Origin of the sequence: Actinomadura latina NBRC 106108 (genome assembly GCF_001552195.1) — a bacterium.
GTDB classification, from domain to species: Bacteria; Actinomycetota; Actinomycetes; order Streptosporangiales; family Streptosporangiaceae; genus Spirillospora; species Spirillospora latina.
Genome location: NZ_BCQS01000027.1, coordinates 81,427 through 96,281 on the forward strand (window position 1 = coordinate 81,427; position 14,855 = coordinate 96,281).

At 72.5% G+C, this 14,855-nt stretch carries 20 protein-coding genes; 9 read left to right on the forward strand and 11 right to left on the reverse strand.

Annotation, left to right across the window (positions count from 1 at the left end; genetic code table 11):
* Positions 1-57 precede the first annotated feature (57 nt).
* The 6 genes from AL2_RS28310 (at position 58) to AL2_RS28325 (ending at position 2,526) form a co-directional block, all read left to right on the forward strand.
* The gene (locus AL2_RS28310; protein ID WP_067638859.1) at positions 58-894 is read left to right on the forward strand and encodes a helix-turn-helix domain-containing protein; all 837 of its coding nucleotides are present in this window, start codon (positions 58-60) and stop codon (positions 892-894) included.
* Positions 891-1,106 (forward strand): DUF397 domain-containing protein, encoded by a 216-nt coding sequence (locus AL2_RS28315; protein WP_067638861.1) that lies wholly within the window; start codon positions 891-893, stop codon positions 1,104-1,106. The genes AL2_RS28310 and AL2_RS28315 overlap by 4 nt, the downstream gene beginning before the upstream one ends.
* Before the next feature lie 72 nt (positions 1,107-1,178).
* A complete protein-coding gene (locus AL2_RS37745; protein WP_157438421.1) occupies positions 1,179-1,334 on the forward strand; it encodes a hypothetical protein in 156 nt (51 codons plus the stop codon).
* An 88-nt stretch (positions 1,335-1,422) separates the two neighbouring features.
* Positions 1,423-1,833: a VOC family protein gene (locus tag AL2_RS28320; protein WP_067639061.1), complete on the forward strand. Its 411-nt coding sequence runs from the start codon at positions 1,423-1,425 to the stop codon at positions 1,831-1,833.
* Between the two features lie 30 nt (positions 1,834-1,863).
* Entirely contained in the window at positions 1,864-2,022 is a 159-nt protein-coding gene (locus AL2_RS36810) for a PNPOx family protein (protein ID WP_157438422.1), read from the forward strand.
* Positions 2,023-2,154: 132 nt separating this feature from the next.
* Positions 2,155-2,526, forward strand: coding sequence for a VOC family protein (locus tag AL2_RS28325; RefSeq protein WP_083946985.1), 372 nt, complete (start codon positions 2,155-2,157; stop codon positions 2,524-2,526).
* 60 nt (positions 2,527-2,586) lie between these two features.
* Here AL2_RS28325 and AL2_RS28330 read toward each other — a convergent pair whose 3' ends face one another.
* From AL2_RS28330 to AL2_RS28350, 5 genes are all read right to left on the reverse strand, one after another.
* On the reverse strand, positions 2,587-4,671 hold the full coding sequence (locus AL2_RS28330) for an MMPL family transporter (RefSeq protein ID WP_067638865.1): 2,085 nt from the start codon (positions 4,669-4,671) through the stop codon (positions 2,587-2,589).
* Between the two features lies 1 nt (position 4,672).
* Positions 4,673-4,885 (reverse strand): hypothetical protein, encoded by a 213-nt coding sequence (locus AL2_RS28335; protein ID WP_067638867.1) that lies wholly within the window; start codon positions 4,883-4,885, stop codon positions 4,673-4,675.
* Between the two features lie 90 nt (positions 4,886-4,975).
* Complete coding sequence (locus tag AL2_RS28340) at positions 4,976-5,650, reverse strand: response regulator (RefSeq protein ID WP_067638868.1); 675 nt, start codon at positions 5,648-5,650, stop codon at positions 4,976-4,978.
* Positions 5,647-6,768 carry a sensor histidine kinase gene (locus tag AL2_RS28345; RefSeq protein ID WP_067638871.1) on the reverse strand — a complete coding sequence of 374 codons (1,122 nt, stop codon included), beginning with the start codon at positions 6,766-6,768 and terminating at the stop codon, positions 5,647-5,649. Before AL2_RS28345 ends, AL2_RS28340 begins: the two co-directional genes overlap by 4 nt.
* Before the next feature lie 217 nt (positions 6,769-6,985).
* Entirely contained in the window at positions 6,986-7,441 is a 456-nt protein-coding gene (locus AL2_RS28350; RefSeq protein ID WP_067638873.1) for a MarR family winged helix-turn-helix transcriptional regulator, read from the reverse strand.
* 83 nt (positions 7,442-7,524) lie between these two features.
* Between AL2_RS28350 and AL2_RS28355 the strand changes: the two genes are divergently transcribed.
* Positions 7,525-9,024: an MDR family MFS transporter gene (locus AL2_RS28355; protein WP_067638875.1), complete on the forward strand. Its 1,500-nt coding sequence runs from the start codon at positions 7,525-7,527 to the stop codon at positions 9,022-9,024.
* Here AL2_RS28355 and AL2_RS28360 read toward each other — a convergent pair.
* The 4 genes from AL2_RS28360 to AL2_RS28375 all read right to left on the reverse strand — a co-directional run bounded on the left by AL2_RS28360 (position 9,021) and on the right by AL2_RS28375 (position 12,086).
* Positions 9,021-9,686 (reverse strand): response regulator transcription factor, encoded by a 666-nt coding sequence (locus AL2_RS28360; protein ID WP_067638877.1) that lies wholly within the window; start codon positions 9,684-9,686, stop codon positions 9,021-9,023. The two genes, AL2_RS28355 and AL2_RS28360, sit on opposite strands and share 4 nt — an antisense overlap.
* A gap of 19 nt (positions 9,687-9,705) precedes the next feature.
* Entirely contained in the window at positions 9,706-10,131 is a 426-nt protein-coding gene (locus AL2_RS28365; RefSeq protein ID WP_067638879.1) for a pyridoxamine 5'-phosphate oxidase family protein, read from the reverse strand.
* Entirely contained in the window at positions 10,115-11,314 is a 1,200-nt protein-coding gene (locus AL2_RS28370; RefSeq protein WP_067638881.1) for a sensor histidine kinase, read from the reverse strand. The genes AL2_RS28365 and AL2_RS28370 overlap by 17 nt, the downstream gene beginning before the upstream one ends.
* A gap of 94 nt (positions 11,315-11,408) precedes the next feature.
* Complete coding sequence (locus tag AL2_RS28375) at positions 11,409-12,086, reverse strand: DUF2249 domain-containing protein (RefSeq protein ID WP_067638882.1); 678 nt, start codon at positions 12,084-12,086, stop codon at positions 11,409-11,411.
* 91 nt (positions 12,087-12,177) lie between these two features.
* On the opposite strand from AL2_RS28375, the gene fdxA reads away from it, so the two are divergent.
* Positions 12,178-12,504: a ferredoxin gene (gene fdxA, locus AL2_RS38700; protein ID WP_067638883.1), complete on the forward strand. Its 327-nt coding sequence runs from the start codon at positions 12,178-12,180 to the stop codon at positions 12,502-12,504.
* Positions 12,501-13,133: a helix-turn-helix transcriptional regulator gene (locus AL2_RS28385; RefSeq protein ID WP_067638885.1), complete on the forward strand. Its 633-nt coding sequence runs from the start codon at positions 12,501-12,503 to the stop codon at positions 13,131-13,133. Before fdxA ends, AL2_RS28385 begins: the two co-directional genes overlap by 4 nt.
* Before the next feature lie 16 nt (positions 13,134-13,149).
* Here AL2_RS28385 and AL2_RS28390 read toward each other — a convergent pair whose 3' ends face one another.
* On the reverse strand, positions 13,150-13,482 hold the full coding sequence (locus AL2_RS28390; protein ID WP_067638887.1) for a cupin domain-containing protein: 333 nt from the start codon (positions 13,480-13,482) through the stop codon (positions 13,150-13,152).
* Between the two features lie 57 nt (positions 13,483-13,539).
* Positions 13,540-14,748 carry a L,D-transpeptidase gene (locus tag AL2_RS28395; RefSeq protein WP_067638888.1) on the reverse strand — a complete coding sequence of 403 codons (1,209 nt, stop codon included), beginning with the start codon at positions 14,746-14,748 and terminating at the stop codon, positions 13,540-13,542.
* Positions 14,749-14,855: the final 107 nt, after the last annotated feature.

Here is a 14,855-nt window from a genome sequence, read left to right on the forward strand (position 1 = left end):
TCTGACCCACTTCATCACACACGGTGACAGGATGGGTGCATAACGTCAGACGACCGGTTGTCGTACCGGCGCCGCAAGATCGGCCAGGCGCTCCGCCGGTACCGCGAAGAACGCAACCTGACGCAGGAGGCGGCGGCCCGCCTCGTCGAGCGCTCGCCGGCCACCCTCAGCGCCTACGAGAACGGCCACCGCGCCGTCCGCCCCCGGGACCTCCGCCAGATCCTCGACCACTACGGCATCACCGACGCCCGCGAACGCGCCCGCCTCCTCGACCTCGCCGCCCAAGGCCGCAAGGACGGCTGGTGGCTCGGCTACCAGGAGCGTACGGACCCATTCATCGTCGACTACGCCTCCCTGGAAGGCGACGCCTCACGCATCCGGGAGTTTGAGCCCCAGGTCGTGCCGGGGCTGCTGCAGACGGAGGCGTACACCCAGGCGATCTTCTCCGCTTATGCCCCCGTTCAAGAGCAGCCAGTTCGGGCGGGAGCGCTTGGATTGCGGATGGCGAGGCAGCGAATCCTTTCGGAACCAGCGATTCCCGTGGCTTGGGTGATCGGTGAGGCCGCACTTCGAACGCCGATCGGCGGCCGTAGGGTCATGAAAGAGCAGTTCAGAAAGATACTGGAGGTGACCAGCGCGGCGCACCTGGACCTCCGGATTCTGCCCCTTGCCGCTGGCAGCCACCCAGGGCTGGACGGGACATTCTCCATCCTGGATATCGGGCGGGACGATGCCATGAAGGTCGTCGCCGTCCACAGTCTCGTGCGTAGCTGGTTCGTCGATGACCCTGCGGACGTCTCGTACTACGAGCGGGTCCACGAAGTGCTGGCCTCCCTCGCCTTGCCGAAAGAGGATTCGCGGGCGCTTGTCGAGCGGATAGCGTGCGAACTATGAGCATCCACGAAATCGAGGGTGAGCTGTGGCGAAAGAGCAGCTACAGCACTACGGATGGGACCAACTGCGTAGAGGTGGCCGCTCACGCCCTGTCTCCGGACGTCCTTGCCCGAGACTCCAAGAATCCGTCAGGTCCGGTGCTGAGTTTTACGTCGGCGGAGTGGAGCGCCTTCTTGGACGAGGCCAAGCGCGGCGCGTTCGACCTCCCCTGACGAGGTGCGCGGCGACTCGGAGGCGCGGCGGGCGGTCATAACGCTGATGGGTCGGCCTCCGTCGGCGAGGGCGTGCGGGTGCAGGCGTCGGCGATGGCGGACGTCCGGGGCGACGCGCAGCCCGCGCTGTTCGAGATCTTCCGCATCGAGGACGGCCGGTTCGCGGAGATGTGGGGGGCCAGCGCGGGCTTTCCGGCCTCGGCCAGCCCCGAGGACGTGGTCGGCTGACACGAGGACCGCGCGCTGGGGAAGAGGTGACCGAACCGGTCAGGAATCGAGAAGCGCTGGTCCGCGGGGCCTGGCTAGCGTGATCGGCATGGACATCACTATTCACGCGACCTTCCTCCCGCACGAGGACCCGGAAGTCTCCCTGGCCTTCTACCGCGACGTTCTCGGCTTCGAGGTCCGCAACGACGTCGGGAACGGCAAGATGCGGTGGATCACCGTCGGGCCGGCCGGGCAGCCCGGCACGTCCATCGTGCTGCACCCGCCGGTCGCCGACCCCGGCGTCACCGACGACGAGCGCCGCACCATCGCCGAGATGATGGCCAAGGGCACCTACGCCATGATCATCCTCGCCACCCCGGACCTCGACGGCACCTTCGAGCGCCTGCAGGCCGGCGACACTGAGATCGTCCAGGAGCCGACCGAGCAGCCGTACGGCGTCCGCGACTGCGCCCTCCGCGACCCCGCGGGCAACATGATCCGCATCAACGAGGTGCGCTGAGGGGAGTACCGGAGCTTCGGGAGGCAGGCCATGGCACAGAAAGAGGCCGTGCCGGTGGTACCGAACCGGCTGGACGGCGCCGACCGCGATCAGGCATGGCAGCGCATCGCCGCGGCCCAGCCGCGCATCGCGAGATACCAGAGCAAGTCCGACCGGCAGTACCCGGTCGTCCGGCTCACCCCGCGCTGACCCCGCACGCCGCTGGACGCGGGGGCCGGCCGGACGAGCTGAGCGCAGCTCGTCCGGCCGAGGGCCTGAACGCTTTGCGGACCACTATCGTCGTCCGGTGGAGCGTGAACCAAGGAGCGAGGGGGACGGGGCGTGGCCTGTCGGATCAGTGAGCTCGTGATCGATTGCCGGGACCCTGAGGCGCTGGCCGCGTTCTGGTGCGAGGTCTTGGGGTTCGCGGTGCTCGACCGGGAGGAGTACGCGGTCGAGATCGGGCCTCGGGAAGGGGCCGGCGGGCTTCTGCCGACGCTCATTTTCGACCGGACCGAGGAGCCGAAGGCCGGCAAGCTGCGGCTGCATTTCGACGTGAACGCCACCGACCGCGACCAGGACGCCGAGCTCGAGCGGCTGCTGGCCCTCGGGGCGCGGCCGGCCGACGTCGGGCAGACGGGCGAAGAGAGCTGGGTCGTCCTGCAGGATCCCGAGGGCAACGAGTTCTGCCTCCTGCATGCCCGGCTGAGCTGACTGCGGCGAGTGAGCGGTGGCCGGGCCCGTCACATGGGGTCTGCGCGGGCCCGGCCACGGTCAGGGGTGTTCCAGGGCCACCTTCGGGAGGCGTCTCGCGAGAGGCGCGGGGAGCCACCAGGCGTGTTCTCCGAGTAGCTGCATGACGGCCGGGACGATCAGGCAGCGGATCACCACGGCGTCCAGGAGGACGGCCACGGCGAGGCCCAGGCCGAACTGCTGGAGCATCCGGTCGGGGCTCAGGACGAACGCCGAGAACACGACGATCATGATGGCGGCGGCGGCCGTGATGACCTTGCCGGTGGCGGCCAGGCCCTCGCGGACGGCGCGGGACGGGTCCCGCGTGCGCTCCCATTCCTCGTGGATGCGGGAGACGAGGAACACCTCGTAGTCCATGGAGAGGCCGAAGACGATCGCGAAGATCATCACGGGGATGAACGCCTCGATGGGGCCGCTCTGCGCGCCGAACCGGCCGTCCTGGAACACCAGGGTGACCGCGCCGAGGGCCGCTGAGATCGAGAGCAGGTTGAGCAGCGCGGCCTTGACCGGGATCAGCACCGAGCGGAACACCACCATCAGGAGGAGGGCCGACATGCCGACGACGATCGCGACGAACAGCGGCATACGGGCCGAGACCGCGTCCGAGAAGTCCTGAGTCGCGGCGGTCGGCCCGCCGACCAGGTACTCGACGCCGGTGCTGGATGAGAGCGACGGGAGCACGGCGTCGCGCAGGTCGTGGACGAGGTCGGTGGTCGCCTCGTCCTGCGGCGCGGTGGTCGGGTAGACGATGACGGCCGAGACCGCACCATCCTTGGACGGGATGGGCGGGGTCGTGGCGGCGACGCCTTCGGTGTGGGCGAGGGTTGCCCGGAGGGGGCCCGCGTCGCCCTTGGCGACGATGATCAGCGGGCCGTTGAAGCCGGGGCCGAAGCCCTCCGCCAGGAGGTCGTAGGCCTGGCGGCTGGTGCTGGACGGGGCGTCGTTGCCGGCGTCGGCGAAGCCGAGGCGCATGTGCAGGGCGGGCGCCGACAGAGCGAGCAGCGCGATGACGGCGGCGAGCAGGGCCGGGACGGGACGGCGCTGGACGGCCGACGCCAGCCGGTGCCAGCGGCTCTCACCCGGCCGGGCCTTCGCCGCCCGCTTGAGCACCTGGCGCTGGATGCGGCTCCCGAAGACGCCGAGCAGGGCCGGCAGCAGCGTCAGGGACGCCGCCATCGTGACCAGTACGGTCAGGGCCACCGCGAGCGCCACGCCTTGCAGGGAGCCGAGCCCGAGCGCGATCAGGCCGAGCAGGGCGATGATGACGGTGCAGCCGGCGAAGAAGACGGTGCGTCCGGCGGCGTCCAGGGCGCGGCGGGTCGCGGTGGCCGGGCCGGCGCCGTCGCGGAGCTCCTGCCGGTACCGGTAGAAGATCAGCAGCGCGTAGTCGACGCCGACGCCGAGGCCGATCAGCATCATGATCGGCGGGGTGAAGTCGGCGACGGTGAAGGCGTGCGAGGCCAGCGCGATCAGCCCGATCGCGCCGCCGACCGCGAACAGGGCGGTGACGAGGGGGAGCGCGGCGGCGACGAGGGAGCCGAACAGCAGGACGAGGATGACCAGGGCCGCGAGCATCCCCGCGCCCTCGGCCGCGCCGCCTCCGCCCTCCTCGGCGCCGCGCACCGGGTCGCCGCCCAGTTCGATGCGCAGGCCGTCCCCGGCGGCGGCCTGGGCGGTCTCGATGATCTCGGTGACGTGCTCCTTCGGGACGTCCTCGGCGGTGCCGTTCAGCGTGACGGTGGCGTAGCCGATGGTGCCCGATCCGGAGAGCGACAACTCGCCGACGTCCGCGACCGAGGGGAGCCCGCGGACCTTGGCGAGCATCGGCGCGATGTCCTGGCGGTCGCCCGCCAGGCCGCCCGCGTCCTGCGCGACGATCTGGACGGTGGCGCCCGCCTGCCGGGAGCCGTGCTCGGTCATCAGGTCGGCGGCGGCCTGCGAATCGGTGCCGGGCAGCGAGAAGTCGTTGTGGTAGGCGCTGCCGGCGGCCTGCGAGCCGACCGTGATCGCGGCGACCACCGCGACCCACAGGACGAGTGCGGCCCAGCGGTGGCGCTGTGACCACCCGGCCAGGCGTCCGAAGCGGCCGGAGGATGGAGTGGGCACGTCAACCTCTGTTCGTGAAGCGGGCGCCGATGGCGGCGCCGAGTACGGCGGTCAGGATCGGCACGGCGATGAAGGCGGCGAGCAGCACCGGGGTGCCGTCGACGTCGAGCGTCCGGTCGAGGACGAAGAAGAAGAACGCGCCCACCGTCTCGGTCAGCAGGAAGCCCGCGGCCCCGCCGACGAGGAACCCGATGAAGGCGCCCGGAATGTTCATGCCTCCAGCGTCGGGAACCGGCATGCCGCGCGGCATCGGCCCGCGGTCGGCATCCGGGCCACCTCAGAAGTTGCGGGCCCGGCGCGCCGGCTACCGCCGGGGTCGCATCCAGCGGGGGTTGACCATGCCCGATTCGTAGGCGAGGACGACCAGCTGGGCGCGGTCGCGCACGCCGACCTTCGCCATGATGCGGCTGACGTGGGACTTGACCGTGGCGGGGCTCAGCACGAGCCGGGCGGCGATCTCGTCGTTGCTCTGCCCGGCGGCGACGAGCAGCATGACCTCGCGTTCCCGCTCGGTGAGGGCCTTCAGCCGGGGGCCGGGGGCGGGGACGTCGACGCGTCCGGCGAACTCCCCGATGAGCCGCCGGGTGACGGACGGGGTGATCAGCGCGTCGCCGCGCGCCGCGACCCGCACGGCGTGGATCAGCTCGGCCGGCTCGGTGTCCTTCAGCAGGAAGCCGGTGGCGCCGGCGCGCAGCGCGCCGTACACGTACTCGTCCAGGTCGAACGTCGTGAGGATGACCACCCGGACATCGTTGAGGCGCGGGTCGGCGGTGATGCGGCGGGCGGCCTCCAGGCCGTCCATCCGGGGCATCCGCACGTCGAGCAGCGCCACGTCCGGACGCAGCTCGCGGCAGGCGGCGACGGCCCGCTCGCCGTCGGCGGCCTCGCCGGTGACCGTGATGTCGTCCTCGTCGTCCAGGATGGAGCGGAACCCGGCCCGGACGAGGCCCTGGTCGTCGGCCAGCAGCACCTCGATCACCGGCCGGCCGCCTCGTAGGGCAGCCGCGCCCGGACGAGGAAGCCGCCGTCCGGCCCGGGACCCGCGGTCAGCTCGCCGCCGAGGGCGCGAGCCCGCTGCCGCATGCCCGCCACGCCGCTGCCGGGCCCGCCCGCGCTCTCGCCGGGGCCGTCGTCGGCGACCTCGATGCGCAGCTCGCCGGGCCCGGGCTCGACGCTGACGGTGACCTCGGCGGCGGGGGCGTGCCGCGACACGTTGGTCAGCGACTCCTGGACGATCCGGTAGGCGGCCAGCCCGACCTCGGTGGGCGGATCCGCCATGCGGGCGACGCGGCCGTGCACGGTGAGCCCCGCCGACCGCGCGGACCCGATCAGCTCGCCGATCCCGTCCAGGCCGGGCGCGGGCGTGGTCGGCGCCTCCTCGCCGGCCCGCCGCAGGATCCCGAGCGTCGCGCGCAGGTCGCGCAGCGCCTCCCGGCTCGACTCCTTGATCGCGGCGAGGGCCGCCTCGCCCTGCGCCGGGTCCCGGTGGAAGCGGTGCAGAGACGTCCCCGCCTGGACGTTGATGAGCGAGAGGTGGTGCCCGACGACGTCGTGCAGCTCGCGGGCGATGCGCAGCCGCTCCTCGCCCGCGGCGCGACGCTCGGCCTCCCGGAGGTAGGCGAGGCGGCTGTGCCAGACCCGGCCGAGGGCGACCACGGCCACCACCCAGCCGGTCAGCATGAACAGGGCGACGGCGTTGACCTCGTCGTTCCCGAGCAGCGTGCCGATGCCGGTCCCGATCACGGTCAGGGCGCCGAGGACGACGGCCGCCCGGAGCCGGCCGCAGGCCGCGACCATGTACAGCGCCACGATGAGCGCGATCATCAGCCCGCCGTCGTTGATGCTGGTGACGTAGTAGGCGCCGGTGGCCGCGAGCGCGAGGGCGGCGACCGCCACCGGGAACCGGCGGGAGAAGTACAGCGCACCGCAGGTGAGGACGATCAGCGCCCAGCCGGCCGCCTTCCTCGCCCACGACTCCTCGGCGGCGCCGATGAACGAGTTCAGGGTGCTGACGGCCACCACCAGCAGCACACCGCCGGCGACGACCGCGTCCCGGAGCCGCCCGTGCGGCATCCGGAGAACACGGCGATCACCCATGCCGCCAGCCTAAACGGACACCCCGCCCCGTACCGTCCGCCGGACGTCCCAGCGTCGGGTCCCGGGCCCGCAACTCCCGGTGTATCCGGAGGCCCTCCACCTGCAACCACAGGATGATGCGCGCCGCACGCCGGGAAGCCGCGGGGGAGGAGGCGGCCATGGCGTGAGAGGTGACCGCGAGGCACCGATCGTCCGACCCGGCTCGCCAGCGGGCGGGTCAGCCCTCGTAGGTGTGGACGAAGCGGGCCAGGAGGCGGGCGAACTCGGCGCGCTCCTCCTCCGTCCATTGGCTCATGGCCTTGGCGAAGTGCTCCTGGCGGGTGCGGCGCGTGGCCTCGACGACGCGGCGGCCGGCGTCGGTGAGTTCGAGGTGGATGCGGCGGCCGTCCGCCTGGGACGCGACCCGCCGGACATAGCCGGACTTGACGGCCTCGGCGACGACGCGGCTGCCGCGCGAGGCGTCCACACCGAGCCGGGCGGCGACCAGGCCGACGCTCATCTCCTCGCCGGGGCCGTCGAGGCCCTCGTCGATCACGTCCACGACGTGCAGGACCTGCACGTCCACGGGGAGGTTGTGGTCCCGGATCGCGGCCTTGCCGAGCCGCTGCCGGGACATGCCGCGGCGCAGCCGGACCATGCTCCGCTCGACCGAGTCCAGTGCTTCCTCGCCCATGGCGCCCAGTCTAGTCGGCTTGCACAACTCATGTGTATGCTCTTAGCATCTATATGAGTAACACATATGAATGTGAGGTGCACATGGTTGGGACGACCGTTTCGATGGGCCACCGCGAGCGGCTCTGGGTGTTCGGCGGGCTGATGCTCGCCGGGCTCATGTCCTCGCTGGACGCGACGGTGCTCGGCACCGCGCTGCCCACGATCGTCGGTGACCTCGGCGGCCTCGACCGGATCGCCTGGGTCTCGACGGCGTACGTGCTGGCCACCAGCGTCACGGTCCCGCTGTCGGGGCGCCTCGGCGACCTGTTCGGACGCCGGCCGGTCCTGCTGACCGGGCTGATCGGGTTCCTGGCCGGGTCGGCGGCGTGCGGCGCGGCGCCGGGCATGGACTGGCTGATCGCGTTCCGCGTCGTGCAGGGCGCCGCCGCCGGCTGCCTGATGAGCTCGATGTTCGCGGTGACCGGGGACCTGTTCGAGCCCCGCGAGCGCGCCAAGTACCAGGGGTACTCCGCGCTGATCTTCGCGGTGTCGAGCATCGCGGGGCCGCTGGTCGGCGGGTTCCTCACCGACCACGCGTCGTGGCGGTGGGTGTTCTACCTCAACATGCCGCTCGGCATCGCGGCCATCGCGACGACCCTGCTGTTCCTGCGCCTGCCGAAGCCGGTCGGACGGTCCCGGATCGACTACCCCGGCATCGTCCTGCTCGGCGCGGCGGTCACCTGCTTCACGCTGTTCACCAGCTGGGCCGGGACGCGCTACGCGTGGGGCTCGCCGGTCGTCCTCGCGCTGGCGGCGGGGGCCGTGGTCCTGTTCGCGGTGTGGATCCTCGTCGAGCGGACGGCCGCCGAACCCGTCATCCCGCCCCGGCTGTTCCGCGACCGGTCGTTCGCCGTCGCCTGCGTCGTCGCGGCCGTCGGCGGTGCCACCGGGTTCGGGCTCGCGACGTACCTGCCGATGTTCTTCCAGGTCGTCGGGGGAGTGGACGCCACCAGGTCAGGTCTGCTGCTCCTGCCGATGATGGCCGCCCTGCTGGCCGCCTCCATGGGCGCGGGCCGCTACATCCACCGCACCGGCCGCTACCACCGGCTCCCGGCGGCGAGCATGGCGATCAGCCTGGCCGGCATCGGGCTGCTGGCCACGATGGACGCCGGCACCAGCCTGTTCGCCGCCGGCTGCTACATGGCGGTCCTCGGGTTCGGGGCGGGGCTGTCGCAGCAGGTCGTCGTGCTGATCGCGCAGAACGCCGCGCCGCAGCGGGACCTGGGCGCGGCGAGCTCCGGCGTGTTCGCGACCCGGATGCTCGGCACCGCCACCGGAATGGCCGTCTTCGGCGCGATCATGACGAACCGGTTCGCCGAGGAGGTCGTCCGGCGCGTCCCGGACGGGCGGGTCCCCGCGTTCGCCGACGCCGTCCGCCCGGGGGTCCTCGCCACCCTGCCCGCACCCGTACGGAACGGCGTCGCCGCCGCCTTCGCGGACGCGTTCTCCGGCGTGTTCACCGCCGCGCTGCCCGTTCTCGTGATCGGCCTCGCGGCGGCGCTGCTGCTCCGGGACGTCCCGCTGGCCCCCCGGCGGCGCTAGTCGTCGAGGGCGGCGTCGTGGACGAGGAGGGCGATCTGCACCCGGTTGTTCAGGTCGAGCTTCGCCAGCAGCCGCGACACGTACGCCTTCACGGTGGCGACGCTGAGCGACAGCTCCTGGCCGATCTCGCTGTTGGTCCGGCCGCGTCCGACGAGGGCGGCCACGGTGCGCTCCCCGTCGGTCAGCCGGGCCAGCAGCTCGCGGGCGCGGTCGCGGCGCGGGTCGGCGCCGCTCTCGGCCAGGTAGGACATCATCTTGCGCAGCACCGCCGGGGACATCATCGGCTCGCCTGCCGCGACCTGCCGGATCGCGCGGATGATCTCCGGCGGCGGGGTGTGCTTCAGCAGGAACCCGCTCGCGCCCGCGCGCATCGCCCGCAGGATGTGGTCGTCGGTGTCGAACGTCGTCAGGATGATGATCTCGGGAGGCTCGCGGCGGGCGCGCAGCAGCCCGGTCGCCGCGAGCCCGTCCAGCCGGGGCATCCGGATGTCCATCAGCACGACGTCGGGCCGGTGCTGGTTCACGGCGGCGACGACCTCGGCGCCGTCGGCGACGTCCGCGACCACCTCCAGGTCGCCGGCGTTCGCCAGCATCATCGACAGGCCGGCGCGGACGAGCGCGTCGTCGTCGACGATCAGCACGCGGACGGGAGGGGAGTCCATTCCGCCACCCTAGAGCGGGTCAGGGCCGGTGCAGGCGCCGGCCGCTGACCTCCATCGCCGACAGCCGGAACCACGCCTCGCGGTCGCCGCCGGGCCACGCATCGACTTGCGCGGCCTTCTCCCTCTCCTCCTCCGACAGGGGATGGGCGCCGCCGCGCAACAGCACGCTCCACCCGGCGTGGTCGGCCTCGTCGAACCGGTCCACCTGGAACGCGGCCCGGACCTCGCCGCCGACCACCGACGTCAGCAGGCTGCGGTTCAGCCGGCCGGACACCGACGTCCGGAAGATCACGGCGTCGCCGTCCACGGCGTAGTTCACCGGGATGACCGTGGGTCCCTCGCCGTCGTCGAACGCGACGCGGCCGATGACGCCGCCGGCGATGAGCCGCAGGCACTCGGCGCGGTCGAGCTCTTCCAGGACGGGCCGGTCAGAGGAGTTCGCCATGCACATCACCTTTCCCGCCGGACCCGGGGGCATGCGCTGTCCCGAGCGGCAGGCGCGCCCGCAGCCGGAACCGGCCGTCGGCGGTGTGGCCGTGCTCCAGCGTACCGCCGAGCAGAGCCACCCGCTCGGCGAGCCCGACGAGCCCCGCGCCGGAGCCCGGCGGCGGCGGCGCGGGCGGGCCGGGCGGCAGCGCGTTGACGATCTCGATGTCCAGGTCGGCCCCGGCGTCGAGCGACACCCGCACCCGCGCGCCCGGCGCGTGCTTGCGGGCGTTGGTCAGCCCCTCCTGGACGATCCGGTACGCGTGCCGCCCGACGCGGGCCGGTACGCGTCCGGGGTCGCGGACGTTCTCCTCCAGCGTGATCCGACCGCCGGCCCGCCGCGACTCCCGCACGAGCGCGGACACGTCCGCGAGCGTCGGCTGCGGGCGCTCCGGGGCGGCGTCCGGTGAGTCGTCCCGCAGCACGCCGATCACCTCCCGCAGGTCCTCCATCGCCTCGTAGGCGCTCTGCCGGATGATCCCGGCGGCCTCGCGCTGGTCGGCGGGCGCGTCCGGGCGGAACTCCAGTGCCCCCGCGTGCACCGCCAGCAGCGAGATGCGGTGCGCGAGGACGTCGTGCATCTCCCGGGCGATGCGCTCGCGCTCCAGCAGCCGCGCCTCCTCGACCCGCAGCCGCTGCTCGGTCGCGGCGGCGCGGGCCCGCTCGTCCATCGACGCGATCAGCTCCCGCCGGGACCTGACCAGCATGCCCGCCGTGATCAGCACCGCGTACATCAGGACGAAGACGACGGTGCCCTGCCGGAACTCCTGCCGGTCGGACGTGATGCGGAACAGCGTGACGATGAGCGCCATGTTCGCGCCCGCGATCGGCAGGACGGTCCGCCAGGAACGCAGCATCGCCAGCGAGTACACGGCGAACGCGGCCGTGCCGAGCGCCGACGTCGCCGTCCACTGGGCGAACACCATCGTCACCGCGACGGCCACCGGGTACCGGCGCCGGAACACCAGGAGGAAGGCCAGCCAGACCGAGCCGATCGCGAGGTCCCGCGGGACCACGATCGTCACATCGGCAGGAAGGTCATCCTTCGTCCCGAGCAGCAGCAGCACACCGAGTGCGGCCGCCGCGGCGGTCAGGCCGAGGTCGCCGAGCCAGTCGCGCCGCGATCGCCGGAAGAGGTCCACGCGCCCAACGGTAGCCACACGACCCAGCCCGGCCAGTGGCCGCAGGTAGGCGGACCGTCGACTTTGGTCGGCACGCGCGGGCGGCCGGCCGGCGTCAGGCGCGGCGGCCGATGCGGATCTGCCAGCGCTCGGGGCCGGTCTCCTCGTACTCCCAGGTGAACGCGTCCGGGTGGGCGGCCTCGAACTCGCGCCGCAGGTGCTTCGGGTCGTGGTCGTTGACCAGCGCGAAGGACTCTCCGGGCGCGAGCCGGGAGAAGCGTGCGAAGATGCGCGGATGCTTCTGCCCGCGCGGGATCTCGCGCACGTCGATGACGTCGGGCCGCTCCAGCCGCCCGCCGTCCAGCAGCGTCTGCAGGTCGGCGACCAGGAGCCCGAGGTCGGCGCCGGGCAGCTCGGCGAGGGCCGGCAGCAGGACGGTCTCCTCCACGGTGAGGTGGACGGCGAGGACCGACCCGATGTTGCGGGCGAACGCGGCCGGGTCGCCGGACGGGTCGAGCACGCCGATGCGCCGCTCGATCTCGGCCGCGGTGGTGCGCATCGCGCGGACGAGCAGCCGCGTCTCCGGGGCGCCCGCCGCCGGGGCGTAGAGAGCCTCGTCGGCCGCGGCGAGGTGACGCCGCAGCTCGCCGGCGCAGAACCCGGCCACGATGCCGGGCTCGTGGTCGGCCAGCGCGGCCAGCCGGTTGCGCAGTCGGTCATGGATGTGGCGCACGACGGCCGCGGCCCGCACGGCGGGGTCGGTCTCGGTCGCCTGAATGAAGACGTCTGGCATGGTCACCCCTTTCGCTCCCTGTTCAATTATTATTACATGTAGCATTGTTAGAAACGTGTGGAGGAACGTGTGGAGGCATGAGGAGCGCGCCGTGACCTACGTGATCGCCGAACCCTGCGTCGATGTCAAGGACCTGGCGTGCGTCGACGAGTGCCCCGTCGACTGCATCTACGAGGGCGCGCGCGCCCTGTACATCCATCCGGAGGAATGCGTCGACTGCGGCGCGTGCGAGCCGGTGTGCCCCGTCGAGGCCATCTACTACGAGGACGACCTGCCGGACCGGTGGACCGCCTACACGCGGGCGAACGCCGAGTTCTTCGACGACATCGGCTCGCCGGGCGGGGCCGGGAAACTCGGCGCGCTCGACCGCGACCATCCGCTGATCGCGGCCCAGCCGCCGGCGGGAGGAGCGGCGTGACCACCGAACGCTCCCGCCGCCAGGAGGTCCTCGACATCCTGCGCGACGCCGGCGCCCCGCTGGGCGTCGCCGAGGTCGCCGAGCGGCTCGGCGTCCACGCCAACACCGCCCGGTTCCACCTGGACGCGCTGGCCGCCGAGGGCACCGTCGAGCGGTCCGCCGAGCAGCCGTCCGGCCCCGGCCGCCCCCGCACCGTCTACACCCCGCGCCCCGGCATGGACCGCGGCGGCGCCCGCGGCTACCGGCTGCTCGCCCAGATCCTGCTCAGCCGGCTCGCCTCGGACGGGCCCGCCGCCCGGGAGAGCGCCGCCCAGGCGGGCCGCGAGTGGGGCCGCTTCCTCGTCGACCGGCCGCCGCCCTTCCAGCGGCTGACCGGCGAGGAGGCGACCGACCGGCTCACCGCCCTGCTGGACGACCTGGACTTCGCCCCCCGGCCCGACGGCGACCTCATCCGGCTGCGGCACTGCCCGTTCCTGGAGCTGGCCGAGGAGTACGGGCCGCTGGTCTGCGACGTCCACCTCGGCCTCATGCAGGGCGCGCTGACGGAACTGGACGCGCCCGTCGAGGCCGACCGGCTGGAGCCCTTCGCCGAACCCGGCGCCTGCCACGCGCACCTGCGCCGCGACTGACACCCGGGCCCGCGGCTCAGCCGACCTTGGCGACGGTGAGCAGGACCGCCGCGTCCTCCAGCGCCTCCAGGCTGTGCCGCGCGTCCGGGATGATCAGCAGGTCGCCGGAGATCCCGTCCCAGTGGTCGTCCCCGGAACGCAGCCGGACCCGCCCGTGCAGGACGTGGATGGTCGCCTCGCCGGGGTTCTCGTGCTCCGACAGCGACGTGCCCGCCGTCAGGGCCACGAGCGTCTGGCGCAGGACGTGCTCATGCCCGCCGTAGACGGTGTCGGCGCTGCGCCCGGTCGACCCGGCCGCGGCGCGCTTGAGATGGTCCCGTACCTGTGCGTCCAACGAGAGCTTCTGCATGGCCCTAAGTCTGCCCTTGATCGCCTCGCGCACGCGAACCGGGGTGCTTGAGCCGGGTCACTTCAGCGGCAGGCCCGTGACCGGCTTGCCGACGGCGCTGCCCGCGAGCCAGCCGTCCCACGACTTCGCCCACGGCGTCGGGCCGTTGCCGAACTGGAGCCTGCGGGACGTGCCGGTCACCTTGACGACGTCGCCGCGGTTGGTGAACTCGTAGAACCACTTGGCGTCCTTGGGGGAGGCGTTCACGCACCCGTGGCTGACGTTGTCGTTGCCCTGCGCGTCCGTCGACCACGGCGCCGAGTGGACGAACGTCCCGCTGTAGGTGAGGCGGACGTTCCACTTCGTTGGGATCCGGTACTCGCCCGGGTCGCCGGTGGTCGCCGAGTCCATGATGATGTTCGCCGCCTTCTCCTGGGCGATCATCGTCCCGCTGTAGCTGTCGTGGCCCGGCTTGCCGAGGCTGACCTTCATCGTCCGCACGGTCCTGCCGCCCTCGGTCACCGTCGCGCGGTGCTTCTTGGCGTCGATCGTGGTGATGTGCCGGTCGCCCACGGTGAAGCTCGCGCTGCGGTCCTTCATGCCGTACACGCCGTCGCCGACCTTCAGGCCGGCCAGGTGCGCGATGACCTTCACCTTCTGCCCGGACGGCCAGTACTCGCGGGGTCGGAAGTCGACCTCCTTGTCGCTGATCCAGTACCAGGCGCCCTCGACCGGCTTGGACATCCGGACCTCGAGTGCCTTCTCCACCGCGGCCTTGCCGGCCTTGGTGCCCACCGGCCGGGACAGCAGCAGCTGCACCGGCATGCCGACACCGACGGTCTCGCCGTCCAGCGGCGACATGCCGGAGGTCAGCTTCTTCGCCGGCTTCAGCGTCGTGAACGTGGAGGTCGCGGTGACCTCCTTGCCGCCGTCGCCGGTGCCCTTCGCGGTGACCGTGTACGTCGTGGACGGCTGCAGCGTCCACGACGACTTCCACGACTTCCCGTCCGCCGCCAGCGTGCCCGCTGCCTTGGCGTTCTTCTTGCCGTAGGTGAGGGTAACGCCGGTGAGTCTGCCGTTGTCCGCCGTGACGGTGACGGGCTTGTCCGGCGCCGCCTGCTGCGTGCCCGTCGCGGGCGTGATCGCGAGCTTCACCGCGTCCCCGGCCTTGCCGCCGTCGCCGCCGCCCTTGCCGCTGTCGCCGCCGCCGGACGAGCAGCCCGCGGCGGCGACGAGCGCCGCCCCCGCGATCGCCGCGCTCGCCGTCCCGGTCCGACCCTTGAGCACCTGAGAACTCCTCACGCTCGCCTGCCCGGCCCGCACTGCGGGTCATCCCCCTATCAAGGGGTGCACAAGATAATCACGTGCTCAGGTTATGCACGGTTCAGCGTGAG

What these genes read in the sequence shown, in the direction of transcription:
- AL2_RS28345 (WP_067638871.1), bottom strand. Translation starts at nt 6,768, where the DNA reads ATGGGTGATCGCCGTGTTCTCCGGATGCCGCACGGGCGGCTCCGGGAC.
- AL2_RS28375 (WP_067638882.1), bottom strand. Translation starts at nt 12,086, where the DNA reads ATGCCAGACGTCTTCATTCAGGCGACCGAGACCGACCCCGCCGTGCGG.
- AL2_RS36810 (WP_157438422.1), top strand. Translation starts at nt 1,864, where the DNA reads ATGGCACAGAAAGAGGCCGTGCCGGTGGTACCGAACCGGCTGGACGGC.
- AL2_RS28350 (WP_067638873.1), bottom strand. Translation starts at nt 7,441, where the DNA reads ATGGGCGAGGAAGCACTGGACTCGGTCGAGCGGAGCATGGTCCGGCTG.
- AL2_RS28315 (WP_067638861.1), top strand. Translation starts at nt 891, where the DNA reads ATGAGCATCCACGAAATCGAGGGTGAGCTGTGGCGAAAGAGCAGCTAC.
- AL2_RS28355 (WP_067638875.1), top strand. Translation starts at nt 7,525, where the DNA reads ATGGTTGGGACGACCGTTTCGATGGGCCACCGCGAGCGGCTCTGGGTG.
- AL2_RS28365 (WP_067638879.1), bottom strand. Translation starts at nt 10,131, where the DNA reads ATGGCGAACTCCTCTGACCGGCCCGTCCTGGAAGAGCTCGACCGCGCC.
- AL2_RS28390 (WP_067638887.1), bottom strand. Translation starts at nt 13,482, where the DNA reads ATGCAGAAGCTCTCGTTGGACGCACAGGTACGGGACCATCTCAAGCGC.
- AL2_RS28320 (WP_067639061.1), top strand. Translation starts at nt 1,423, where the DNA reads ATGGACATCACTATTCACGCGACCTTCCTCCCGCACGAGGACCCGGAA.
- AL2_RS28335 (WP_067638867.1), bottom strand. Translation starts at nt 4,885, where the DNA reads ATGAACATTCCGGGCGCCTTCATCGGGTTCCTCGTCGGCGGGGCCGCG.
- AL2_RS28360 (WP_067638877.1), bottom strand. Translation starts at nt 9,686, where the DNA reads ATGGACTCCCCTCCCGTCCGCGTGCTGATCGTCGACGACGACGCGCTC.